The organism is Cupriavidus sp. GW823-FHT07A04, assembly GCF_058794615.1.
This window is the reverse complement of record NZ_JBXAHA010000012.1, coordinates 178522-200568: the sequence shown is the minus strand read 5'-3', so window position 1 is coordinate 200568 and position 22047 is coordinate 178522. Positions and strand designations below refer to the sequence as shown.

General features: G+C 61.6%; 25 protein-coding genes. 11 read left to right on the top strand and 14 right to left on the bottom strand.

The window, feature by feature from the left end; all coding sequences use genetic code 11:
• Window positions 1-182: 182 nt before the first annotated feature.
• From AC1Q7Q_RS21895 to AC1Q7Q_RS21880, 4 genes are all read right to left on the bottom strand, one after another.
• Window positions 183-572 (bottom strand): hypothetical protein, encoded by a 390-nt coding sequence (locus AC1Q7Q_RS21895; protein ID WP_492371037.1) that lies wholly within the window; start codon window positions 570-572, stop codon window positions 183-185.
• Window positions 573-626: 54 nt separating this feature from the next.
• Window positions 627-1598 carry a DUF932 domain-containing protein gene (locus AC1Q7Q_RS21890; protein ID WP_492371036.1) on the bottom strand — a complete coding sequence of 324 codons (972 nt, stop codon included), beginning with the start codon at window positions 1596-1598 and terminating at the stop codon, window positions 627-629.
• 140 nt (window positions 1599-1738) lie between these two features.
• Entirely contained in the window at window positions 1739-2074 is a 336-nt protein-coding gene (locus AC1Q7Q_RS21885) for a hypothetical protein (protein WP_492371035.1), read from the bottom strand.
• Window positions 2075-2089: 15 nt separating this feature from the next.
• Window positions 2090-2524, bottom strand: a complete 435-nt coding sequence (locus AC1Q7Q_RS21880) for a hypothetical protein (RefSeq protein WP_400097300.1) — start codon at window positions 2522-2524, stop codon at window positions 2090-2092.
• Window positions 2525-2682: 158 nt separating this feature from the next.
• Here AC1Q7Q_RS21880 and AC1Q7Q_RS21875 point away from each other — a divergent pair, with 158 nt between their 5' ends.
• A complete protein-coding gene (locus AC1Q7Q_RS21875; protein ID WP_492371034.1) occupies window positions 2683-4086 on the top strand; it encodes a UvrD-helicase domain-containing protein in 1404 nt (467 codons plus the stop codon).
• A 227-nt stretch (window positions 4087-4313) separates the two neighbouring features.
• Complete coding sequence (locus AC1Q7Q_RS21870) at window positions 4314-4778, top strand: hypothetical protein (protein ID WP_492371033.1); 465 nt, start codon at window positions 4314-4316, stop codon at window positions 4776-4778.
• Window positions 4779-5150: 372 nt separating this feature from the next.
• On the opposite strand, the gene AC1Q7Q_RS21865 is transcribed toward AC1Q7Q_RS21870, so the two are convergent.
• From AC1Q7Q_RS21865 to AC1Q7Q_RS21855, 3 genes are all read right to left on the bottom strand, one after another.
• A complete protein-coding gene (locus AC1Q7Q_RS21865) occupies window positions 5151-5564 on the bottom strand; it encodes a hypothetical protein (RefSeq protein ID WP_492371032.1) in 414 nt (137 codons plus the stop codon).
• A 241-nt stretch (window positions 5565-5805) separates the two neighbouring features.
• A complete protein-coding gene (locus tag AC1Q7Q_RS21860) occupies window positions 5806-6108 on the bottom strand; it encodes a hypothetical protein (protein ID WP_400097295.1) in 303 nt (100 codons plus the stop codon).
• 312 nt (window positions 6109-6420) lie between these two features.
• Window positions 6421-6999, bottom strand: a complete 579-nt coding sequence (locus AC1Q7Q_RS21855) for a YcbK family protein (protein ID WP_492371031.1) — start codon at window positions 6997-6999, stop codon at window positions 6421-6423.
• Window positions 7000-7202: 203 nt separating this feature from the next.
• Here AC1Q7Q_RS21855 and AC1Q7Q_RS21850 point away from each other — a divergent pair, with 203 nt between their 5' ends.
• The 8 genes from AC1Q7Q_RS21850 (at window position 7203) to AC1Q7Q_RS21815 (ending at window position 12627) form a co-directional block, all read left to right on the top strand.
• The gene (locus AC1Q7Q_RS21850) at window positions 7203-8234 is read left to right on the top strand and encodes a hypothetical protein (protein ID WP_492371030.1); all 1032 of its coding nucleotides are present in this window, start codon (window positions 7203-7205) and stop codon (window positions 8232-8234) included.
• A 10-nt stretch (window positions 8235-8244) separates the two neighbouring features.
• Window positions 8245-8790, top strand: coding sequence for a 1-acyl-sn-glycerol-3-phosphate acyltransferase (locus AC1Q7Q_RS21845; RefSeq protein ID WP_492371029.1), 546 nt, complete (start codon window positions 8245-8247; stop codon window positions 8788-8790).
• A 313-nt stretch (window positions 8791-9103) separates the two neighbouring features.
• Complete coding sequence (locus AC1Q7Q_RS21840) at window positions 9104-9247, top strand: hypothetical protein (RefSeq protein ID WP_492371028.1); 144 nt, start codon at window positions 9104-9106, stop codon at window positions 9245-9247.
• A gap of 17 nt (window positions 9248-9264) precedes the next feature.
• On the top strand, window positions 9265-9642 hold the full coding sequence (locus tag AC1Q7Q_RS21835) for a hypothetical protein (RefSeq protein ID WP_492371027.1): 378 nt from the start codon (window positions 9265-9267) through the stop codon (window positions 9640-9642).
• A gap of 111 nt (window positions 9643-9753) precedes the next feature.
• On the top strand, window positions 9754-10344 hold the full coding sequence (locus AC1Q7Q_RS21830; protein ID WP_492371026.1) for a phospholipase D family nuclease: 591 nt from the start codon (window positions 9754-9756) through the stop codon (window positions 10342-10344).
• Between the two features lie 33 nt (window positions 10345-10377).
• On the top strand, window positions 10378-11598 hold the full coding sequence (locus AC1Q7Q_RS21825) for a DUF1173 family protein (RefSeq protein ID WP_492371025.1): 1221 nt from the start codon (window positions 10378-10380) through the stop codon (window positions 11596-11598).
• Window positions 11599-11637: 39 nt separating this feature from the next.
• Entirely contained in the window at window positions 11638-12165 is a 528-nt protein-coding gene (locus AC1Q7Q_RS21820) for a hypothetical protein (protein WP_492371024.1), read from the top strand.
• A 3-nt stretch (window positions 12166-12168) separates the two neighbouring features.
• On the top strand, window positions 12169-12627 hold the full coding sequence (locus AC1Q7Q_RS21815; RefSeq protein ID WP_492371023.1) for a TetR/AcrR family transcriptional regulator: 459 nt from the start codon (window positions 12169-12171) through the stop codon (window positions 12625-12627).
• Between the two features lie 80 nt (window positions 12628-12707).
• Here the strand turns inward: AC1Q7Q_RS21815 and AC1Q7Q_RS21810 are convergent, their stop codons facing one another.
• The 7 genes from AC1Q7Q_RS21810 to AC1Q7Q_RS21780 all read right to left on the bottom strand — a co-directional run bounded on the left by AC1Q7Q_RS21810 (window position 12708) and on the right by AC1Q7Q_RS21780 (window position 20830).
• Window positions 12708-13418, bottom strand: a complete 711-nt coding sequence (locus AC1Q7Q_RS21810; protein ID WP_492371022.1) for an OmpW/AlkL family protein — start codon at window positions 13416-13418, stop codon at window positions 12708-12710.
• Between the two features lie 281 nt (window positions 13419-13699).
• Window positions 13700-14584, bottom strand: a complete 885-nt coding sequence (locus AC1Q7Q_RS21805; RefSeq protein ID WP_492371021.1) for an SDR family NAD(P)-dependent oxidoreductase — start codon at window positions 14582-14584, stop codon at window positions 13700-13702.
• A gap of 126 nt (window positions 14585-14710) precedes the next feature.
• On the bottom strand, window positions 14711-16282 hold the full coding sequence (locus tag AC1Q7Q_RS21800; RefSeq protein ID WP_492371020.1) for a class I adenylate-forming enzyme family protein: 1572 nt from the start codon (window positions 16280-16282) through the stop codon (window positions 14711-14713).
• A gap of 13 nt (window positions 16283-16295) precedes the next feature.
• Window positions 16296-17585, bottom strand: a complete 1290-nt coding sequence (locus AC1Q7Q_RS21795; RefSeq protein ID WP_492371019.1) for an acyl-CoA dehydrogenase family protein — start codon at window positions 17583-17585, stop codon at window positions 16296-16298.
• A 28-nt stretch (window positions 17586-17613) separates the two neighbouring features.
• A complete protein-coding gene (locus tag AC1Q7Q_RS21790) occupies window positions 17614-18453 on the bottom strand; it encodes an enoyl-CoA hydratase/isomerase family protein (RefSeq protein ID WP_492371018.1) in 840 nt (279 codons plus the stop codon).
• A gap of 32 nt (window positions 18454-18485) precedes the next feature.
• Complete coding sequence (locus tag AC1Q7Q_RS21785) at window positions 18486-19700, bottom strand: thiolase family protein (RefSeq protein ID WP_492371132.1); 1215 nt, start codon at window positions 19698-19700, stop codon at window positions 18486-18488.
• Between the two features lie 5 nt (window positions 19701-19705).
• Complete coding sequence (locus AC1Q7Q_RS21780) at window positions 19706-20830, bottom strand: saccharopine dehydrogenase family protein (protein WP_492371017.1); 1125 nt, start codon at window positions 20828-20830, stop codon at window positions 19706-19708.
• 214 nt (window positions 20831-21044) lie between these two features.
• Here AC1Q7Q_RS21780 and AC1Q7Q_RS21775 point away from each other — a divergent pair, with 214 nt between their 5' ends.
• The gene (locus tag AC1Q7Q_RS21775) at window positions 21045-22037 is read left to right on the top strand and encodes a helix-turn-helix domain-containing protein (protein ID WP_492371016.1); all 993 of its coding nucleotides are present in this window, start codon (window positions 21045-21047) and stop codon (window positions 22035-22037) included.
• Window positions 22038-22047: the final 10 nt, after the last annotated feature.

Here is a 22047-nt window from a genome sequence, read left to right as displayed (position 1 = left end):
GGCTCTCCTGATTTAGAGGTGAACCCATCCCTTGAGGATGTGGTTCCCTCGTGGGTTTACAGTGCCGCTCCAGCGGCGATGAAAAAATACTGAGATGCCGTGCATCTTTGGACTGCCTCAGCAGTCCGAAAACGCGGCGCAGTGCCGAGCTTTCAAAGTAGTGGGAAGACCAGTCACGCCGTCTACCCTTCGAAAGAGCCATCGGCTTGATAGACCACATGGCGGTTGCCGATGTTGAGTGCCTTGTCGCGCAGGACCTGGGTGAACATGGTCTCCGGCACGGTCACGCCCAGTGCGGCGAGCTTGTTGCGGAAGTAAGAGAGGCCGGCACCCATCGAGGCGGTGTCGTCCAGGTTGTGATAGATGAAGTCCTCCGATCGTTCTTCCGGCCCATCGCATGGATCCGAACCCTCATCCACGTCGGCAAAGGCCAACACTGGTGCCGGCGGCGCATTGCAGGGCACGTTCAGACGCTCCACCCACAGAAAGAAGTGGTGCAGCGGCCGGTCCCAGCCGAGAACGACGTCTACGCGGTTGGTCCCGTGGACAGTTTCAAAGTGATGTTGGCTCATGGCAATTCTCCAGGTGTGGCGCCGCGCCAGCCAGATGGCTGGCAGCGGCGGTACTTACAGTGTTTCCAGCGCTTGAAGCGCCTTTTCCTTGGCGTTGGCACCAATGCCGAACCAAGCTGAGTTCAGGCGATTGTCCTGACCGCGTGCGCGGATATGGAAATCGTGGTACTCGGTGACTGCGTTGAGCAGCCCCCATGCCGTACCCCTGACACCGTCCAACCCGGCGCCCTTGCCGGCGCCGTTGAATAGCCCCATGACGGTCTTGTAGCCTCGCGACTTGGTGACATCCGGGGTTGCAATCGAACTCATCAAGGACTGCAGCACGGCGTCAGCCTGTGCGGCCGAGACCGGCTTCTGCGACAAGTTCTTCATGCGGTCGATGAAGCTACCGAAGACCTTCTCGCCGATCAGGCCGAGCTGGTCCTGTACAACCGTCGGATCGAACTCGGTGTTGTGGCGCACCTTGATTACCGAAGCGCTGGCCAGCGCAGCTTGCGCGCCATGCAGGCTCAGGTGCAGGGTGTTGTTGCAGACCACGCGAACCGAGGTGAATTGCGCGGTTGTCGCGAGCGAGCCATCGCAAGATGTGGCCAGCAGCAGGTAGTTCTTCACCGGGTCATGGTCGACCACTTCCGCGTCGAATCCCGTCCTGGCCAGCGCCCAGATTCGGCGCCCGCCCTTCAGGCTGCCCGCGGTCTCGAGCGTGAAGCCCGAGTGCGCGACCAGGTCGCGGAAGAACTCCAGGACCTCGCCCGGCTGGACGACCTTGTAGCGATCGGAAACCACCGCCAGCGGCGCATTGCTGTCGCTGCGGTAGAGCACGTGATGTTCCGGGAAGTCGTGCATCTGGCCGTTCATGAACTGCACCGTGCTGCGGTGCAGTTGCCAATCCAGCTTGGCTTCGCGGCGCCAGTCCTCGATCGTCGCGTTCTCGGTAAGCTTTTGGCCGAGGCCATGCCACGGCATTGCACCGACGTAGGCCATGGAAGCCGTGCCGTCGAGAGAGAGTTGTAGTTCGTGAGCCATTTGGAATCTCCTGGGTGGCGTTTGTGACAATGCGGCGGGATGCCGCAACAAAAACCAGGAGGTATCGGACCTTCCGTCTACGCCGCTTGAATGGCGCAAACGGAAGCCCCGAGGGGCTTCACGAGTTGTGGGAAGATGCCTTAAAACCCGAAGCGCGCGCAGCGCATGCGGGCCAACGGACCGGTAATGCCGGCAGTGGCCAACTCGCTGACGAGCGCTGCTATACCCGTGTCCTTGTCCGGTACTGGAGTACGAGCCTGTTCTGCATACGGCTGAACGCAGCACTTGCGGACCAAGAACGTGTTGCCCCGCTGAATGAGCGCGAGCTCGATATCCAGGGTGCGGAAGCCGGCAATCAACAGGCTGTGCTGCTTCTTGGATTTGCGTCCCCGAGACGGGCTGACAGCTGCCGCTTCGGGCTTCTCTTCGGGCAGGGCGAGATTCACCCCACCCTGATCGTCTGGGTGCATTTTCATGGTTGTTGGTTTTCCTTACTGTGTCTCGCCAACGCACAGGGCGGCGATCACGCTGCGGATGAGCTGTCTGCTGTATTCCAGGCGACTGCCGGACTGCACGCAGAAGTCGACGAGACGATTGGCGCCGTCCGTGACGATCGTGCCGTAAAGTACGAACGAATCCGGAGTGGCCTTATGGAATTGATGGATGCGACCTTCGCTATCAAAAAAGCGCGCGTGATATCGCAAAAACGTACGCGCGATGAAATCACGGTGGTCGAATACGGGGAGTGCGCGGGCCAAATCCCGGCGCTGCAATGCGCCATCGGGATAGATCAGGCCAAGCTCGTCTTGTGTCCGGCAAGTGGGCGAAATGATCCGCGCAATATGCACGGGTTCGTCGCACTCGCGCTCGGGTTGAAGCTTCCCGAGCAGACGCATATATCCCCTGCCTACTGCTAGTTCTGTCATTTCACCCCCTTTCCGGTACCTGCCGCTGCTGCGGCGATTTGAAAAGGGGTAACTGGTTCAATTCTGCATCGTTTTCGGGGTGGCGTGCAAGAGAAACACCCAGAAAATGAATCGGAATTTGCGGTCGCACTCGCAAGATGCCGCCAGGAATCAAAGTGATGCAATTGACAGAAGAACAGGAATTTATCATCGCGGATCCACTGGATAGCGACCTGGTGATGGTGATCGCCTTCGCCGGCGGGGCGAAGACCACGACGCTGCGGCTCAAGGCCGCGGCGCACCCGAGAAAGCGCGGACTCTATCTGGCCTATAACCGGGCCGCTGCCATCGCTGCCCGCGAAACCTTTCCTCCTAACACCACCTGCAAGACAGTGCACGCCCTGGCCTATCCGCGGTTCGGCAGTCGCTACACCCACGAGCTGGTCGCGAACCTGCGCGTCGGAGACGCGATGAGGCTTATGGGCCTGGGCGACGACTGGAAGCTGGGACGCGAAGTGGTCGAGTGCGTAAACGCCTACATCTGCTCTAACCACGACGCGTTTCCGCAGCTCGCACCAGCCGGTGGCGACCTCTCGCTTACGGCGGAGCGAAGGACCCACGTGGCAGCGGTCGCCAAGAGCCTCTGGCAACGGATGGCAGACCCGCGGGATGACGCGCCAATGGTGCATGACGGGTACCTGAAGTTATTTCAGCTCTCCCGCCCGACCCTTCCCTACGACTTCATCATGCTGGACGAAGGACAGGACAGCAACCCGGCCACGTTGTCGCTGTTCCGCCACCAGAGCCAGCCGAAGATCATCGTCGGCGACCCCTACCAGAGCATCTATCAGTACCGGGGCAGCGTCAACGCCATGGACCCAGCCACGGCGTCTCAGGTCTACCATCTGAGCCGCAGCTTCCGCTTCGGGCCACAGATTGCCGACATGGCCACGAAGCTGCTGCAGGAGTTCTATGGGGAACAGCGCGTCATCGTCGGCGGCGGACCCGATACCCAGATTCAAGACTTCCACCCGTACGGCCCTCACGCCTGGCTATGTCGTACCAATGCCGAGGTGTTCGCTCAAGCAGCCGCTGGTGTCCAGGCGGGTGAGTCCCTAGCCTTCGTAGGCGGCATCGATGGCTACAACTTCGCCCAGGTACTCGACGCCTATTGGCTCTTCATCGAGTGCCCAGATCAGATCCGCGACCCGCTCGTGCGCCAGTTCCGATCCTTTGCAGAGATGAAGCGCTATGCCGACGCCGCCGAAGACCCCGAAACGAAGCGACTCATCAAGGTGGTCGGTATCTATGGAGGCGATATTCCCGCCCTCATTCACGCGATCCAGCGCTCCCTCGCGCCGGCAGGGCAGGCCGCCGATCGGACACTGACAACGGCCCATAAATCGAAGGGACATGACTTGTCCCGGGTCGTCATGGCGGACGACTTCCCCGACCTGGCGGATGACGATCTGGACCTGCAGGAAGCCAACCTTGCCTACGTCGCGGTCACACGCGCCGTGCATTCGCTTCGTCCAAACAGCATGTTGCACGACTGGTTGTGCCAACTATCGTCTAGTCGTTAGGCCAGCGCTACTGATCAGCGCAATCCGCGAGTGCCGCAATGCGCCAACATATCCAATAACCGAAAAGCGAGGTGACGAGACAGAGCGACAGTGACGACGAAACGGCGTACACGCCCCAAACCGCAGAAGGGAATTTGCGGCAAAAAACAGAAACACAGTTCCGGTGCCCACCGGTTGGGACATGGGTAAGAAGTTCGGGCGATGGCTCGAGCGAAGGAAGTGAAGAAATGGTCAAGAAACAGAGGAACTCAACTCAAGTGCGGCTCACTCCAGTTCAGATCGCAACGCTAAAAGCCACCCTTGGCCGAGTGTCCGCCGCCGCTGTTGGCGATGAGGCAAGACGTCGCTTTTCGTTGAACGTCGGAAGGGCAGAATGCAGACGCGTCGCCGCGCTGATCAAGGAAGAAAAAGGGGATGAGGAACAAGGCAATCTGAGAATCCGTACTGGAAACCGGGATATCGATGTGCTCCGGGGTCTATCGCAATACTTCGGACGGCCGCAGTCGGATGTTCTCGCCTTCCTTCTCCATCGCACCCTGAGCGAAGTAGTCGGAGGCATCCCCCTGCCGCTGCGTGCCGAACGCCTTGGGGTCACAGCGCTCGAGGCTCACCTCCAGGCGTTAGCACGACTGCCAAGGAAGAAAGCGCCACCGAAACGTGAGGGTGCCCGGCGAGCTACCGACCCTGAATAATGCAAACCGACATAGGAGTCCTGCAATGCCCTCGATGGAGAATATCCAAGACGCACTAGTCCGCTGTCTGCGACAAGAGCCGCCGAAGGACCACAGGCTGTCATCGGACGCATCTCAGCTCGCGACCGTCTGGGCCGAGATGCGATGGAACGGGGACGCCAATCGACCATTGGAAGCGTTGTCGACAAAACAGGCGACAGCATTTGCCCGCTGGAAGGGATAGCGCCCAACACAGCGACCACCAGATTGCCCCTGGTTTCACAACGATCCAGGGGCCACTGCTCGCACTACCAACATCAAGCGAAGCCGGTCGTTGCCCCGCAGCTGTCCGCAAGGGCAGATGCGGGGCAACCATGGCGGGTCCGAAAAAAATCAGGGCTCGATACTGAGGTCCAGCTCTGCCTGAGGGACCGCCGCTTGGGCCCAGGCGCCGCGCCCCGATTGCGGTAGTTGGCCGAAACACAGGGAAGCTGATGCGAGCCTGTCGATATCGTATTCCAGCGTGAGGCCGTGTAGATCCTTAAAGGCCGTGCGCCGACAAACTTCGTCGTGCTCCGCTTGTTGGGCATGGGAGAGTCGAAGGCATCCGAACTGTAGGTACCATTTGTACCCGGCGGTAATTTGCCCAGCCACCATCCCCCGATCATGCATTTCCAGTAGTCGCTCCAACTCAAAATCTTGGAGCATTGAGGCGCTCTCGGAATCGACGGAGAAGCTCTGCTCCGTTTGGAGCTTCCACATCGCATGCCCGCCGGCGCGCCGCGTTGGGGTAATGGTGAAGGACATTTCGGGCCGGCCTCGAAGCGCCTGCGTCTGCGCTACCGCGCTCGTCCCGGTTGTACCTATCGGCGACACTGCAGCCAGAAGGCATCGCAGTACGTCCCGCTTCTGCGGTACTGAGAAACGAGGACAAGCGGTCCTACCGTCGGCTGCCGTGGAGACCGAAAACGGCTGAACCAAAAGGAAAAAGGGACTTCCAGAACGCTTGGCTCTGGAAGTCCCGGGACTTCGGATTGCGGAGGTGCTGTCAGTGCAGCACGCGTGCGCGACGCGAGGTCGCGGTTGCGAGCTTGAACAGCATTTCGAGGTTTCGCAGCACGGTGGGCGATTCATCCGCTCCGGCTTCGAACATTTGCTCTACGAGGGCCTTTACTCGGGCTGCTTCTTCGGGCTGTTCCGCTGCCTTGGTCAAACTGCCCCAAAACGCCGGCTCGAACAGCGGCCAACGTGCATAAGCACTGGCTTGAGCTCGATCGGTGCGACGAAACGTGTTGCCTTCGGAAGCCGCTTGAATAGCTTTGCGTTCAACCTTGTCAAAAATTGCGGGCATCGTGATCTCCAGACATTGCCGTGGAACGGCGATTGAAATGGAGGTGGGCGCGGAGCGCCTTCGGAATGAGGTCCAATCCGAAACCGCCAGGCGGATGTCCGTTCGTTCCTTCTGCCTCTCGGGGAGGCTTGCTGGAATTCTTGCACAGATGTTGATCGACTCCAAGGCCAAGTGCTGCTGATTCGCCGGGACAATTCGCTGCGACCGCCCCGACGAAATTGCCCACGTGGGCACCGTTTATCTATGCTAACCCTTTGATTTATATAGCGCAGAAGTCGATATCCGGCCAATTTATTGCTCAATTTTGGCCGGCTAACCGACCCACGCACGTAGCCTCCCACGGTCAAGATGCGTGAATCCGTTCGCCGGATAGTAGCCGACGCCACCGGCGGACAAGTAGCGTCCGAGCTGGGCGACCCGGCTCGCCGACACACCTGGAATCCGAATGTCCACAGCTTGCCCATGCATGTGCAAGCTGTTGAATGCCGCACCCTCGGTGCGCGCATTGGTTTGCGGATGCCGGTAGCCAGAGAGCACCGTAACTGGCTCGTCAACGCTGAAGTAACGTAGCCAACCGTACACGCCGCGGAGGATATCGAGCGTTACCGGGTCGATTTGCACCGCCAGGTTGAGCTGCACGTCGCGCAGGAGCTGGCAGACGGCCATGTAACCCTCCGGAATGAGCCTGCCGTCCGCCCAGTAGACTGTCTTGACCGTCTCTGTCGTAGTCCGTGTCTTCGCACGTACCAGCCATAGCTCGCGCGGCTGGGACCAGAAGTCCCCGCTCCATCCCGGAACTGGCAGCGCGAGACTAGCTACTGCCGCAGCACTCTGTTGCAGGAACCGCCGCCGCGACGGCAGTAGAACGTCGCCCTTTAGGTCGAGTAGCATGGGGCAAACTGCTGAGTTTCGTTGACTCGATAATCGTGGTGATTGGCAACCCCGGCGATTGGAGTGCGAATGGAAAAGCAATCGCTTTCGGCACCGCCGCGGCGCGTCTGGAATCTAAAGCTATTTCCCGCTGGATTTGTAAGTTGCGACCAAAAAATCGCGCGCGATGATGGCTCTATCTGCAATGCAAATGGAGCGTGATCATGGAGTCTTCCTGCACCATAAAATCCACCGTGCTGGATCCGAAGCTCGGCTTCGATATCGGCTACGACTATGCCCGCTATGGCCTGCACCTTCCGTCGAGTGTCCGAGAGGCCGCCGAGGCGCTGCCCCCGCAAATCTTCCAAGGCCACCGGTATGGCAGTCAGAAGTTCCTGCTCACGCGGCCGCGCGGCGATCGGTACGTGCGCAAATGGCTGCAGCTCCGCGTCAATGCCTGGCGCCGCCTGCGGCATTTCGATGACCGCATTACCCCGGACTACCTGCGCACAATCGACCTCCCCTACTGCCCGGTGACGCGCGTCACATTGGAGCATTCGTCGGCCAGCGATACCACTTGGTCGGTCGATCGCATCTACAACGGTGCCGGCTATGCCCCCGGCAACCTGGCAGTCACATCCGCGCGAGCGAACACCGCGAAGGGCGAGCTCACCACAGCCCGGGTTGTCCGGATCCTGCAAGGCGAGAGCAGTCGGCAGTTGGCCCCGGCTCTGACGCGCGAGCAGTGGCGCCGCCAGATCTGCATGATGGCCTGGTCTGACCCAAGCGTCCCCTCCGAGGCCTCGTCTCGGCTCACGATGGCAGTCCTGCCGCCACCGCGGACACTGTGCCATTCGCCTTTCACGGCTTTCCAGGTCGTACTGAGCCTTGCGATGATCGGCCGGCCCTTGCGCAATGGAGTCGATCCGATCCAAGTCGCCATCGATTTGGTTCCGACCAAGAAGACTCGCCGCCAAATCATCGAGATGGTGCTGGTCCTCAAGCGATTGGCCAGTCTGAATGCTCGCCGGCTCGCGAACGAGGGCAACGGCGGGCCGATCGCCCTCTATGCGGTCGAGGATGCCTGGGCGTCGGATGCGGTGGTACTGCACTGGGAACGCATCGTCCGCAAGAGCGAGGCGGTCCAGTTCCTTCCCGCCATGGCGTGCCTTGGCGGGTGCCCCGGCAAACGGGAGGATTCGTACGACGGCTGGGCACTCGCTTCCGGCGGCTACGACACTCCGTGCCACAACTGAGCCCGAACCTATGACCACGTTCCGCCAGATACTTCGCACCACCGTCTTGGCCGCATTTCGCGTCAATGTCGAGCTGGAAGACAGTGTCGTCACGCGCTTGCGGGGTGGCCGCGTCATCGTGGTCGCCAACCACGTCAGTCTGCTGGACGGCGTCCTGGTTGCCCTGGCCAGCCCGGTACCGCTCATGTTCGGCGTCGATCCCGACTATGCGCGGCATTCTAGGTTCGCCATGGCCGGCATGCGGGCGCTCGCGCGCATGGGGTTCGGCGACGTGGTCCCATTGGATCGCAACTCCCCGTACTCAATGCGCACCCTCTCGCAGCGGCTGAATCGGGATCAGGCCGTGATGCTGTTTCCCGAGGGCGCGATAGGGACGGGCGCCGCCCCTTTGCCAGCTCGGCCCGGTGTCGCCTGGCTTTCCCAGCGCACAGGCGCCCCGATCGTCTACGTCCAAATCCGGGGCGCCGAACAGAGCCGCCTGTTCGCCAAGGCAGGCAAGCGATGGTGGCCAGCGATCACCTTGACCTTTGGCCGCCATCTGGAGCCGGACCGTTGAGGCGGCCCGCACCCTCGCACGGCGGGATTGTCCGCCCGGGAGAACCGGTCACGCGGTTTCGATGCGTCGTATGCGGTCATCTTTCCGCCGGATGGATCCCCGGCCGAGGACGCGGCGATGGGACCTTTCGCTATCCACGCCGCCATCTGGTCGAGGGCAGCATTTGCGAAGGCGTGATGCGCGAGGCGGAATGGGTCGAGGTCGAGATCCTCCAGTGAGGCGACAGCCAAGCCCTTCCCTTCGAACGAGGGAGTTGCGCCAGGCAAATGCGGCAGTACCTTACCAGTAGGTACTGAGGAGACGAGGAGACATCATGAAGCTGTTCAAGAAGCCGAATCGGCGCTGCACCTGGAACGAAACCGAAGCCTGCCCGGCCACCGTGCGAATTGCAATTGGCCTTGGTGCTTTGATCGCGGTGGCGGTCCTGGCAGCGCTCTCCCGTCTCAATATTGGGTAAACAAGCGAGGGACCGAAATGATCCACCAAACAGATATCCGACGCGCGACCATTCAGAAGGAGGCAAACCAGTCCTGGTCGTCGCTCGTGTTTTTTGAGTGCATGACCGCCGGCCTGTTCCTCGCCACCTTTTTCATCATGAAAGGAATGAACCCATATGCCGGCCTCGCCCTAGCAGCCCTGCTGGGCTTCCTGGTGCTGTCCAGCCAACGGGCGCGCAGAGTCGTGAGTTGCGTCGCCACACTTCTGTACACCCTCGTGGGCGCCTATGTCGGCTACGCGATGGAATCCTGGGCCCTGGGCATGATCCTGTCGATCCTGGTGTTCCTGCTGTCGTGGACCTTCCACGACATGGGCAACCAGCACTACGACGACTTCCAGGCGCCCCGGAAGTAGCCCACGGTCAGCCGAATCCCGTCTCTTTTCGGCTCCCATTTGAGCGGGCCGCCTGGCGTCGCAGGGCAAGAATGGGACACCCTCCTGCCGTCGCTATGCCGAAGGAATTCTATGCGTAAACACCACATCGCAGCGGCCGCCTTGGCTGCTGGCGCCTTGCTGCCGGCCATCGCGCACGCGTTCAGCTTCAGCCTCCCCGAAGCGGCATCCGCAATCACCGCAGCCTCGACGGATATCGAGGCCGCATTTTCCCCTGACGCCGGCGCGCTGGATCTCGTGCTCAAGGTGATTGGATCGGCCAAGCAATCGATCCGCGTGTCTGCCTACAGCTTCACCTCCGCCCCCGTCACGAAAGCGCTGCTGGACGCCCGCCGGCGCGGTGTGGATGTGCAGGTGGTGGTCGACCAGCGCAACAATCTGATTGACGACCGTAGCGGCAAGGCCGCCGCCGCACTCGGCGCGCTGGTCACCGCTGGCATCCCGGTGCGAACCATCAGCACATACGCCATCCATCACGACAAGTTCCTGTGTGTCGACGGCCGCACGGTCGAAACCGGTAGTTTCAATTACAGCGATGCGGCGGCTCGCAGGAACAGCGAGAACGTCCTGGTGATCTGGGACCGGCCAGATCTCGCACGCCGCTATCTGCGCCACTGGCAAAGCCGCTTCAACGCCGGCGTGCCTTACCAGCCTCGGTACTAGCGAGCACGGACTGAAGACCCTGGAGCCGCGCAAATGAGCCATTTCGTACACATCATGGGTCGCGCGTACGCGCTCTCCGATTTGATGGAGAGCGAAGGCGGATATAACGCGGTACTGGAGCGCGCGAAGCGCACCGCTGGCTATGCCGAGTGCGGCTGTGTCCCGCGACCGCCCTACCCGAAGCTGCAGATTCGGCGCCACGGCACCTCGTACCTGCTGGCGAGATGGCCGGATCAAGCCCACCTGCACGCGAAGGAATGTCCTTTCGGGCGAGCCTGGGCTGCGCGATCGGAGGACGCGGAAGCCACAGCTCCGTTCGTGCTGAGGGACGGCGTACTCGATATCCGCCTGGATCTCGCGTTGACGGTACTGCCGCGCGCCCTGCCGGCGGCGCCAGCGCAGGTGCCATCCGGGGAAGCTAAAGGGGCCGGCCGCCGGACGGCAGGCTTGCTGGCCTTCCTCGAGTATGCCTGGGAGGCCGCGGGCCTGAACAACTGGTCGGCCAATGAACGCCGGAGCTGGGCTACCTGCTGGTCCCGTCTGACCGCGGAAATCGGCAACGGCCTGATCAATGGACAGCCGGCCGCGGACATTCTGCACGTCCTCCGCCGATTTGAACCCGACAAGCGCGCCGAGATCAATGGCGAGTTGGGCACGTTCCTGAACAGGCTCAAGCCAAAAGCCGACGAGAAGCGCCGCGGACTCCTCATCGGTGAGATCCAATCCATCCAGCCCAGCCAGTTCGGGGGCGTCCTTGTCCTGCGCCAGAGCAGCCGACGTTACTACTTGTCGGAAGAGGGATATAGGCGGACGCTCCAGGCGCACGGCACGGCCCTGTCTGGGATCGGGCGTCACGGAGCACGTTGCGTAGCCATCCTCGCTGTGGGCCATTCCGACAAGGGTTACCTCAAGGCTGTGGAAGTCGCAGCAATGCTCACCAACGCAGTGTTCATTCCTGGCGACTCCAGCTACGAGCTCGCCATGGCCGACCGGCTGATCCGTGAGGGTCGCACCTTTGTGAAGCCGCTGCGCCACGTCGACCAGGCGCCCGTGCACCCGGATTTCGTGTTGCGCGACACCGCCAAGGAAACGGTGATTGAGGTCTACGGGATGGTCGGCAACGCCGAATACGACAGGAAAGTCACCGAGAAGCGCCAGCACTATGCCCGCCTCGCGACGCCGGTTGTGGAATGGATCCCGCCAGGCCAGGCGCTGGAAAGCGTCGTGTTGCCCCCGATCAAGCGAGGGGCGTAGTGGTGTGGCGCCCCCGACCCAACTCTCAAAGGAATGGCCTTGAGCAAAGCCGCAAGTCCCGCCGTGCCGAAGCCTGCGAAACGCAAGCCTGCCGCCAAAGTCGGGGGCAACGTTCGCAAGGCGACGAGACCCACTGCAAAGGCTGTTGCCGCCGATCCTGCGCAGCGCGCGGTAGTCGCCTTGTGCACGAAGCAGGACAACGAGCTCGACGCCAGCGAAGAGCGACTGGTCGCAGGTGTGCGCGCCTTTGCTGCGGCTGTGATGGCGCACCCTGCGCTGCTGGATGCCGGGCCAGCGGTGGGTGCCGCCATTGCCGGTGGCCCAGCGCTGCCCATGCTTATCCAGCGCTTTGTCGCACCAATGCTCGCCACTATGCCAGACCCAACGAACGGAGAGCCAGTCCAGGTCGACCTGCGCTGGTACCTCGTTGACCGCTTGTACGCGGCACAAGCACCGCAGCCAGACTCGTTCTGGGTGCTGGATGTTGTCCAAGCAACGGGACGCAGCAAAGCCACACCCGTTGCCCCTGTGCCAACAATCGATCCCCGCCAGGCTGCCCTGTTCTAGGAGTTGGCGGTTACGCGCGGCAGCTTCTACTGGCACTTCAAGGATCGAGAAGACCTGTTGCGCCGGATGCTGGAGTCCTGGCGCGATGAGGCCACTGAGCAAATCATTTATCGATTTGAGAGGCGCAACCTTGCCCCGCGGGAACTGATCAAGGACCTTCTGTCGCTTCCATTTCGCGGCGCTCCGGCACAGGAAGCCGCATCCACCGAGCTGGCCAGACGCGCCTGGGCACGACGCGACGAACGCGCACGCCAGATACTGGACGAAGTGGATGCTAAGCGGCTCTCCTATGTTGCTCAATGCTTCAGCGCTCTGGGGTTTAGCATCGCGGAAGCGCGCGCACGAGCATTTGCGCTATATAGCTATGAACTGTCAGAGGCACTGCTGTCGCATCAGGGAACGGATGAGCAAAAGGCTGAACGAAGGGCTTTTATGGAGAAGCTCTTGCTGACCCCAGCCTGAATAACCTAGGCTACCCACGTTCTCGAGGTGCGATCCCAGTGCAGGCACTTCAACGGCCCGCATAGGACTCCGAGCTCGCGCTAGAACATATACGAGACGCCTACGAAGGTGATGATGGGACGCAGTCTCACCTTAGTTTGACTGACGATCTCCACGCCCTGTGCTGTACGTCCTTTCAACGTAACGTTAGTGTCACTGGGCATGTAGCCGACCAGCGCACCCACTGACCAATGCTTGCTGATCCGATAGTCGAGTCCAACCTGAACGACCGGACTCCATGAACTCGAGGCTTCGGCAGTTGCGGACCCGCCCGGCCCAAAGTTTTGCGTAATAAACGCATCGTTAGTTATCCGCGCATTGGTAAACCATGTATAGGAGACGCCCACGGCGGCGAACGGGCGAAAGCGGCTGTCCGGCTCACCGAAGTGATAGCGAAGTAACAACTCAGGTGACCATGTGCGGGCATCTCCCAGCACGCCATATCCGCCGAACGTGCCTCGCCCCTCTAGCTGCGTCCTCATTGGAAATCCGCCAAGAAACGCCACACCGGCATGATCAGTAAAGTAATGCTCCGCGAGAATCCCAATCGTCTCGAGGCTACGCGCACCGACTGAGGAGCCCTGCACCTCGCTATTCATGGGAACCCCTCCGATGCTGGTGATCTTGACAGGGTCGCTGCCTGTCTGTGGGGCGATGTGAGCCCATCCGATACTCACGACGTTATCCCCGGCGCTCTGTGCGTGTACACTGCTACCAATCGCTCCAATAAATGCCGCGCTGCCCAGGCTCATCGTCCTGGCATATCGCCACCGCCCCATGGTTGTCTCCGTATTTATTTAGGTATTAAAATTTCGCGTGTCGTCCGCACGCAGATAAGCTGCTGGGCTGAACCGGCGCGCGGTAGGTTCGCCCAGTAAAATGCTGGGAACTGGGGAAATTCAATGCGCCCCTGAGCGGGTACGCGCCCCCCTCAGGCTCCAGCTCTTGAGCTGAAAAACCCCTTCTATTCTTCAAAGAAGGCGGATGCTCTCAGCGCGAGTGCGACCGCGTGCTGAGGGCGAATGCGTCGAGCTCAGCCCCTTCCGGATCGGCCGTCTCGTGCCGTCAGTACCGACTCGCTCAGTGCTGCCGAAAATCTTCCGCGTGCATTTACCTTATGCTCGGTAAGGCGATCGACTTCGGTTGCAATGCGCTGGAACTCAGCATCGAGAAGCCTCGAGATAGCGCCACGCAGAACGTGCTGGACCAGCAGAGAACCCGGCACGAACACGCGACGCTTGCGCCTGTGGATCCCTTGGACCAGACGGTCGGCCGCCAGCGACACCGGATAAGTCTTGCCGGCCGGACCGCGCAACATTGTCCGCATCCGGGCGAACTCAGCATGTTCCCGATCGGCGTCGCGCACCATCGGTGTATCGATGAACATCAGATAGGCGACGCCCACATCGACGCCGAGGTGGGTGACCTCTACGCGCACTGCATTAAGCAACGCTTCGAGGCCCGCTTTGCTCGCGGCATACATCGATTCGCCGGGGGGCGCGAATATCGCCGCAGCCGAAGCTACCCCAAGCAGGTATCCATGGCTCTTGATCAGATGTGGCAGGCAAGCATGCATGAACCGCCAATTTCCGGTCACGTTCACATCCAGCACTGCAGCCAGAACGTCGGGATCCAAGTGCCGCGCCGCACCGACTGTGCCGATTCCTGCGTTGGACACGGCGACGTCGATCGCCCCGAAGTGCTCGACCACGTGGTTCACGGCGTTAACCACCGACGCGGAATTGGTGATGTCGCAGCGCAGCCCGATGGCTGGTTGACCGAGATCCGCCGCGGCCTTCTCAGCGGCTTCGCCGTTGATGTCCAGCAATGCGAGGCGATGCGTCTTCGCAAGCCGCTCGGCCACTGCGAGGCCGATTCCGCTGGCCGCCCCCGTGATCACTGCCACCGGTCTTGTCATGGTGCTCCTCCCTTTCTTCCGTACTCAGCCAGAGGCTGAGACGACAGTCTTTGCTGTCGTCGGTTTCGGTGCGCTGCGCCACGATCCACGTCGGAGGACGTGGATCGTGCCTGCTGCATTTGCGATTCAGATCCTGCGCTCGTGGTCCCGCCAGTACGGTTCGCGCACGTCTTTCTTCAGTACCTTTCCGTTGGCACTGCGAGGCAGCGCGTCGACGAATACGACTTTCTTCGGTGTTTTGATTCCGCCGAGCTTGGGACGACAGTACGCAAGGATTTCCTCCTCGGTCGCATGAGCCCCCCGGTTCAGCTCGATCACTGCGGTCACCGCCTCACCCCAGTCCGCGTGGGGGATACCGATGACGGCACAGTCCTGCACCGCGGGATGAGTCCAGACGACCTGTTCCACCTCGCTCGGGTAAACGTTGAACCCGCCGGTGATGATCATGTCCTTCTTGCGGTCGGTGATGTGCAGGAAACCTTCTACATCGAGGTAGCCTACGTCGCCGGTATGCAGCCAACCGTCAACGATCGTCTCGGCAGTCTTGCCCGGGGCCTTGTAATACCCCGCCATTAACAGGTCGCCGCGCACGCAGATTTCGCCGACTTCTCCAGTAGGGAGGATCTGGCCGTTCTCGTCGAGGATCTCAACGCGCACCAGGGGCGCCGGCCGACCGGCCGCCGACAGCCTTGCATCCTCGGCAATCTTGCCATCGCGGAAATGCTCCTCGGGCCGCATAAAAGCGATCGCGGAGGGCGCCTCGGCCTGCCCGTATCCCTGGAACATCACCGGCCCAAAGACTTCAATCGCGCGCCGCAGCTTCTCGGTGGACATAGGCGCTGCACCGTAGATGAAGTACTTCAGCGAGGAGAAATCCCGCTTTTCGATCCCAGGCATCTCCAGCAGCCGGTAGATCACCGTGGGAGGCAGATACAACTCGGTGACGCGATGCTTCTCGATCAGGTCGACCAGTTGGCTCAGATCCATCCGGTTCATCACGACAATCGTGCCTCCGCGCGCGGTGCACGGTAGCGTAAGAGTGCCCGCGGCATGCGTCATTGGTGCCGCAACGAGGTTCACGATCGGCTCGTCCGAGGCGTACGGTGCGGCAAACATCTGGTGCAGCGCGCTAACCGACAAACTCCGATGCGTGTTCATCGCACCTTTCGGTGCGCCAGTCGTGCCCCCAGTCGGCATGACCCCGGCCAGGGAGTCCGGTTCGGGAATGTAGTCAGGGACTGCGCTTGACGCTCCGTCCAACAGCGCCGCAAGCGTGATCCCGCCAGCAGCCGATGCTGCGTCCGGATCCTCCCCAAGCGAAATCAAGGTGTGCAGCTTCTTCAGATGACTGCGCAGCGACTTCACCAACGGCAGATACTGCTCGTGGCAAAATAATACTTCGCAGTCGAAGCCGTCCAACAGGCGCTTAATCTCCTCAGGCGGATTGACGGGGTTCACGGGAACCCACACCAACCCTGCGCGCCACATTCCGAGCACACAAGCCCATGCGGTCGGGTCGTTACTCGCGAGTACCGCGCCTTTGGCTTCGCGATCGATGCCTTGCCTCAGCAGCGCGTTGCCGACGCGGCACGAAAGCTCGCCAATCTCTTTGTAGGTGAAGGTCCGCTCTTCGGCGATAAAGGCCGCCCGGTCAGGGGCAGCGCGCCAGCCGCGATCAAAAAAATCGGTAATAGCCATACAACTTTCTCTCTTACAAGCTGCCGCGGTACAGCAGCGCGTTCAGGTAACCAAACTTCATGTTCAGAAGATGGTTCTCCCCATCTTCAATCCGCGCGGCGCGGGCGTCCCGGAAGAACTTCTCCAACGGGTACTCGCGAGTGAGGCCGTATCCGCCAAAGATCTGCAGCGCTTCGTCGGCCACCTCAAAGGCCAGGTCTGTGCAGGTCACCTTGGACCCGCCGGTGTAGTACGGATGCTTGGCCGGCGAGAGCACCGTGTACTCCGTCGCACGGCGAGCCACCGCGCGCATGGTCTCCACATTGCGGGCCATGGTGCCGAGCCGGTATTGCACCATTTGATGCTCGGCCAGCAGCGCACCACCCTGTCGTCGCTCATGGGCGTACTGCATCGCAAGCTCGAAAGCGCCACGTGCCAGGCCGGTCGCCATCTGGCCCATGCCCACGCCCGCTGTCGACCATGTGCTTGCGTGTCCGCGCCAGTAATCATTGCCAAGCGACACCGCATAACGCACCGGCACCTTCACGTTATCGAAGTACACCTCCCCCTGGGGCAAGGCCCGCTGGCCGAGCTTCTCCAACGGCTTGCCACGGCTCACCCCGGGCAGGTCGAGAGGAATGATGACTTCGACGCCGCGCGGGTGGCCGCCGTCGTCGAAGAACCCATCACCGTAGTCGGCAGCGATCGACATGATTGCGACCTGCGCAACCGGACCGTTGGATACCCAGGCTGAGCTTTGACCGTTGATGACGATGTCGCCACCGCTCACCTTCGCCGTCAGATTGCCCTTGTTTCCCAAGCTTGCGCTGGGGTGCCGCTCGGCCGGGTATAGCATCGTGCCGTCCGAGCCGCGGTCGGGCTGCGTCGCGATCCAGCATCCAAGCTTGCCCTCGGTCAGCTCAATCAGTTCCCGGTTGCCAACTCGCTTGGCCATCATGTTCGCGAACGCGGCCGCGGCCAACGACACCGTGAGTCCCATGTCGCCCCATCCCAACTCCTCGATGACGATTGCCTGCAGACGGGCCAGGAGATGCGGCGGCACATCGCCCGGATCGGCATCGAATCCGATTCCAGACTCGGCTGCGATTCGCATAAAGTCCCAATACGGCGAGCCGGGCGCGATGGATTCTTCTGCGCTGAGCTTGTCGATTGCAATTCCCATCGGCCGCATCACGTCTCGCGCGAACTTGTGGGTCGCATCCTGGACCACACGCTCGTCGTCGCTCAGGATCTCGAAGCCGGTCAGTTCAACGTAAGGCAGCCCGGGCCGCACGGACTCATCGCGGTCAAGTGTCTGTGTCATTTCAGTGTCTCCTTTGTGCGGTCGCTAACTACTGCCGCTCTTGAACAGCCGCAATCGTTGCCGGAAGATCGCGTTCGTGGTCGACGTCCTGTAGCGCAGCCATCTTCACCAGAAACTCGCGGGCCGCAGGCGCTTCAAGGAGCTTCCTCAGTGCCGCGTTTTCCCCGGAGAATCCCGCGAACTGCGCTTCCACTGCAGCACCGGACATGCCCTTGAACACTTCAGCAATCGCCGCGATGGTGCCTGCCGAACTCGTCGCGACGTCGCGTGCCAGTGTGTTCGTATAGGTCTTCAGCTCTTCGCGCGAAAGCACACGGTTGACAATGCCGTAGGCAGCAGCCTCCTCGCCCGTGAAGTCACGGGATGACAGGATCACCTCACGGGCCCGCGCCGGGCCGATTTGCATCGCCAGGCGCGTGGTACCGCCCCCTGCGGGCAAGATCCCGCCCCTGACCTCGGGTAAGCAGAACCGGCTCTCCGGGGTGGCAAAGCGCATGTCCATCGCGAGCAAGAATTCCAGGCCGCCCCCGCGACAGATCCCGTCGACCACGCCGATCTTCACTTGAGGCAGGATTTGCCACGCCGTCGTGAGCGCCTGCACCACATTGATGTCGTCATAGCGGCTTTGCGGCACGTTCGGGTCGGTCATGGAACGGAGCAGGTCGTTCAGATCGTAATGCGCAATGAAGAATTCCGGGTTGGCACTGCCAAAGACCACCACGGCAGTGTCCGGGTCGCACACGAGCGACGCGGAGAGCTCGAACAACTCGCCAACCATCTTGATGTTCATTAGGTTCAATGGCGGGTTGTTGAAGTCAACGCGCAGAATCCGGCCGTCGCGCCGGACGTTAAGTGTCTCGTAGGTCATTGTTTTCTCCTCCGATATGTTCAGACTGATGGTCAAGCGCCGAGGATGGTAATCGCGGCAACGGCTTCTTCGCCGGCGTACAGTCCCCCGCCGTTTTCCGCGATTGCAATGCGCGCCCCGGGAACCTGGCGGGCTGCGCAATTGCCACGAAGCTGATGCACGAGTTCGTAGATCTGCGCGATGCCGGAAGCTCCCATGGGATGGCCCTTGGACTCCAGGCCGCCAGACGGGTTGACGGGCAGCCGCCCCCCCAGCCTAGTGGCACCGGACTCTGCGAACTTGCCGCCAGCGCCGATCTCACAAAAGCCAAGCAGTTCGGTCTGTAGGAGCTCGCCAAACGCCGACGCATCGTGGACTTCCGCCACCGACACATCGCCCGGCCCCACTCCCGCCTGCTCGTAGGCCGCAAGCGCCGCGAGCCGGCTGACCGAACGGTCCCAGGCTGACAGCGGGCGCACCGTGCCGGTCTGCAATACCGTGGCCAGTATCCGCACCGGGCTGCGAGCTCCGAGACGCTTCAAACCGGCAGCGTTGCACACGACCACCGCCGCGGCACCGTCGGTAAGCGGTGCGCACATCGGAACCGTCAGCGGTCCGGATACCGGACGTGCTGCAAGGATTTCTTCCATCGACATCGGCACGCGGAAGTGCGCAAGGGGGTTGTGCACCGCGTGCGCGTGGTTCTTTTCGGCAATCAGAGCGAGTTGCTGCTTGGTCGTCCCGAACGCATCCATGTGGGCTTGGGCGAGCGCAGCATAGACATCCATGAACAGACTGCGCGGCAGTGCATCGTCGGGGGGGCTACCACCGAGTTCGGCCAGCACCGCACGAACGCCTTTCCGGTCATTCACGTCAACGCCCCCGTCGAATACACTGAGGGACTTCTGCTTGTCGCCGATGTTGAGCCTCTCCGCGCCGACTGCGAGCACGATGTCGCCAGCGCCAGCGCGTATGTGCATGACCGCCTGGTGCAGCGCCGTGGCGCCGGTCGCGCACGCGTTCTCGACATTGACCATCGGTATGCGTTCGAAACCCATCGCGCGCAGCGCCATCTGGCCGGCCACGACGACTTGGCCCTCCAGCACGTCCTGGCAGGTATTGCCGAAATAGGCTGCCTCGATGTCGCCAATGTCAGCGCCGGCATCAGTAAGCGCTTCCGTCACCGCCTCCCTCGCCAGTTGCTTGACCGAAGCCTCAGTCCGAACCCCGAACGCGGTCATGCCAACGCCGACAATCCAAACCGCCATCTCGCTCACGACACCGTCTCCTCGGTTACGTGCGCGAGCCCATAGGCCTCCAGGGCGCCCATGAGTTCGCGATGCCCCAGCAATTGGGCGGGCGAACGGAACCCGACGCCGTTGTACGTATTGCCGATCAATCGCATTGCGGCATAGGCCTGGACCAGGCCGGTGATCTGATAGCCGGATGTGCTGTGGATAACCGCCCGTGCCGTGGTGTTGTTGCCGCGACCCGTACACCAGTCGATAGAGCGATGAACCTGCCGGTTCTCGCGGGGTGGCGTGCGCGGCGTCATGCTGGCGGCTACCCGGTCGAGCACGGGGTAAAGCTTATCTTCGGGCAGCCACTGGAACACAACCTTGAACATGCGTTCTGCGGCGCGCACTTGTTGCGGAATGTCGCCCTTGTCGTTGCGCATCGCGACGAACATGCGACAGTTGCGCACCCGGCGGTCGTCCCGGAAGAATACCGGCAAGGCGGTACCACCCCATTGGAGGCCAGGCACAACATGCCCGGTGCCAGGCACGACCATGTCCTGCTGGACAATGCCCTTGTACTTTTTCAGGACGTTATCCTCAAGATAGTAGGAGTCCGTGCGGATCACGTCGAAGATCGACTGGGTTGAACCGACGGTGGGCACTGCGCTGACGTACTCGCCCAACTCCAGGGTGTCAATGCCGGGCGTCTCCAACACGATACGGGCGACGATGTCCGGAATGGCGTATTGCATCGACACGGCGGTGGACACCACCAACCCGGCCGCCGCAAACTTCGGGCCCCACTCGTCAAGCAGCTGCAGATGGTGCTCCTGCTCGCCGGCGGTATCGAGATAATGGCAGCCGGCTTGCAGCGCGGCTTCCAGAACCGGGGGCGCATAGCGCAGGAACGGGCCGACCATATTGCAGACGACCTTTCTGCCTTTGAAAAGCGCCGTCAGTGACTCGACCGTGCCATCGACTTCGACAATCTCGTAGTCCGCAGTTTCGATCCCGGGGACAGTGTTCATGACCTCCTGCAGCTTGGCCCGGTTTCGCCCCGCGGCGACAAAGGGAATACTGTACTCACGCAGATACTCGGCCACCAGCCGGCCGGTGTAGCCGCTGGCGCCGTAGATGACGACTGGATGCAGTGCGCTCACTGTCTCCTCCTTTATAGTGGTTTCACGACTGTTGTCAGGCTGCAATGTAGCGGTCAGCCAAGGCCCTTCGCTTGCCTGTGAGCGCGCGCAATTTGCCGTTTTGCGCAGGATTGGATCAGGTTTACCCTGCACGGGCACTCGCTTGACACGGCGTCAGCCCGGTTACAAGATCAGTCTTTGTATTGCGTGATCATTCGCCGACGGAGGGACTGCCATGGCAGCAACAGCGACCTGGTCGACCCACGGGTTGGCTCAAGAGCACATTACGGACGCGTGCAGTGCCATGCTCCCCGAGCTGCACATGACGTGGACACTTTCGCTTCCGGAGCCCCGCCGTTTTAACGTGTCAGCGCGGTACCGCAAGCTGGACCGGCTGACCGTCGGAGAGTTGCGCAGTGGCCGCATCATCGGCCAACGTCCAGATTCCAGCGTTGAGCCCATGGTCGGTGTTCTGATGAATCTGGGTGGACGACTAGAGTGCCGATACGCAGACCGCAGCAAGGTCGTGCTCGAACCCCAACATCTGCTTATCTGGGACAGCGAGCTGGCATACGACTTTGAAGCCGTGGAACCGCATCGCGAGGTCTACTTGCTTTTGCCGCGCGAACGTGTCCCTTATGGAGTAGCCAGCGCAGCTGCGCGGCCGGGTGCAGCAGTACCGGTACGGGTCGGCTCCGGCCTCTGCGCGGTGGCAGGCGACCAGCTGCAGGCTATCGCCCGGGAACTCGACTATCTCACCGACACCGCTCTCGCGACGGCTTGCCAGTCCTTTTTCGACATGCTTGACTCAGCACTTACGGTCTCGTCGGGGCGGCCGTCGCCCCGAGCGGCGCTGATGATGAAGATCGAGCAGTACATTGAGGACAATCTGGACGATCCCGACTTGAGCGCCTCGTCGATTGCGGCCGCACACGACATCTCGGTACGGACGCTACATGTCGCGTTTGCAGGCACGGGCAGGACCGTTAGCCGCTGGATCCTTGACCGCCGGCTGAGGGTCTGCTTCCGCGAACTCTCTCGTGCAGCGAGCACGCAGACGGTGACGGACGTCGCGTATCGGTGGGGCTTCAACAATGCAGCGCACTTCAGCCGAACCTTCAAGCAGGCGTTCGGGGTGACCCCCAGCAGCCTGCGACCGTGCGGAGGATCCGTGACGCTGGATAATCGCGAGTCCCCCCCCTTGCCGCCAAGACCGCCGAACGGTTGATACGGAAGTG

What these genes read in the sequence shown, in the direction of transcription:
- AC1Q7Q_RS21895 (WP_492371037.1), bottom strand. Translation starts at nt 572, where the DNA reads ATGAGCCAACATCACTTTGAAACTGTCCACGGGACCAACCGCGTAGAC.
- AC1Q7Q_RS21890 (WP_492371036.1), bottom strand. Translation starts at nt 1,598, where the DNA reads ATGGCTCACGAACTACAACTCTCTCTCGACGGCACGGCTTCCATGGCC.
- AC1Q7Q_RS21885 (WP_492371035.1), bottom strand. Translation starts at nt 2,074, where the DNA reads ATGAAAATGCACCCAGACGATCAGGGTGGGGTGAATCTCGCCCTGCCC.
- AC1Q7Q_RS21880 (WP_400097300.1), bottom strand. Translation starts at nt 2,524, where the DNA reads ATGACAGAACTAGCAGTAGGCAGGGGATATATGCGTCTGCTCGGGAAG.
- AC1Q7Q_RS21875 (WP_492371034.1), top strand. Translation starts at nt 2,683, where the DNA reads ATGCAATTGACAGAAGAACAGGAATTTATCATCGCGGATCCACTGGAT.
- AC1Q7Q_RS21870 (WP_492371033.1), top strand. Translation starts at nt 4,314, where the DNA reads ATGGTCAAGAAACAGAGGAACTCAACTCAAGTGCGGCTCACTCCAGTT.
- AC1Q7Q_RS21865 (WP_492371032.1), bottom strand. Translation starts at nt 5,564, where the DNA reads ATGTCCTTCACCATTACCCCAACGCGGCGCGCCGGCGGGCATGCGATG.
- AC1Q7Q_RS21860 (WP_400097295.1), bottom strand. Translation starts at nt 6,108, where the DNA reads ATGCCCGCAATTTTTGACAAGGTTGAACGCAAAGCTATTCAAGCGGCT.
- AC1Q7Q_RS21855 (WP_492371031.1), bottom strand. Translation starts at nt 6,999, where the DNA reads ATGCTACTCGACCTAAAGGGCGACGTTCTACTGCCGTCGCGGCGGCGG.
- AC1Q7Q_RS21850 (WP_492371030.1), top strand. Translation starts at nt 7,203, where the DNA reads ATGGAGTCTTCCTGCACCATAAAATCCACCGTGCTGGATCCGAAGCTC.
- AC1Q7Q_RS21845 (WP_492371029.1), top strand. Translation starts at nt 8,245, where the DNA reads ATGACCACGTTCCGCCAGATACTTCGCACCACCGTCTTGGCCGCATTT.
- AC1Q7Q_RS21840 (WP_492371028.1), top strand. Translation starts at nt 9,104, where the DNA reads ATGAAGCTGTTCAAGAAGCCGAATCGGCGCTGCACCTGGAACGAAACC.
- AC1Q7Q_RS21835 (WP_492371027.1), top strand. Translation starts at nt 9,265, where the DNA reads ATGATCCACCAAACAGATATCCGACGCGCGACCATTCAGAAGGAGGCA.
- AC1Q7Q_RS21830 (WP_492371026.1), top strand. Translation starts at nt 9,754, where the DNA reads ATGCGTAAACACCACATCGCAGCGGCCGCCTTGGCTGCTGGCGCCTTG.
- AC1Q7Q_RS21825 (WP_492371025.1), top strand. Translation starts at nt 10,378, where the DNA reads ATGAGCCATTTCGTACACATCATGGGTCGCGCGTACGCGCTCTCCGAT.
- AC1Q7Q_RS21810 (WP_492371022.1), bottom strand. Translation starts at nt 13,418, where the DNA reads ATGAGCCTGGGCAGCGCGGCATTTATTGGAGCGATTGGTAGCAGTGTA.
- AC1Q7Q_RS21805 (WP_492371021.1), bottom strand. Translation starts at nt 14,584, where the DNA reads ATGACAAGACCGGTGGCAGTGATCACGGGGGCGGCCAGCGGAATCGGC.
- AC1Q7Q_RS21800 (WP_492371020.1), bottom strand. Translation starts at nt 16,282, where the DNA reads ATGGCTATTACCGATTTTTTTGATCGCGGCTGGCGCGCTGCCCCTGAC.
- AC1Q7Q_RS21795 (WP_492371019.1), bottom strand. Translation starts at nt 17,585, where the DNA reads ATGACACAGACACTTGACCGCGATGAGTCCGTGCGGCCCGGGCTGCCT.
- AC1Q7Q_RS21790 (WP_492371018.1), bottom strand. Translation starts at nt 18,453, where the DNA reads ATGACCTACGAGACACTTAACGTCCGGCGCGACGGCCGGATTCTGCGC.
- AC1Q7Q_RS21785 (WP_492371132.1), bottom strand. Translation starts at nt 19,700, where the DNA reads ATGGCGGTTTGGATTGTCGGCGTTGGCATGACCGCGTTCGGGGTTCGG.
- AC1Q7Q_RS21775 (WP_492371016.1), top strand. Translation starts at nt 21,045, where the DNA reads ATGGCAGCAACAGCGACCTGGTCGACCCACGGGTTGGCTCAAGAGCAC.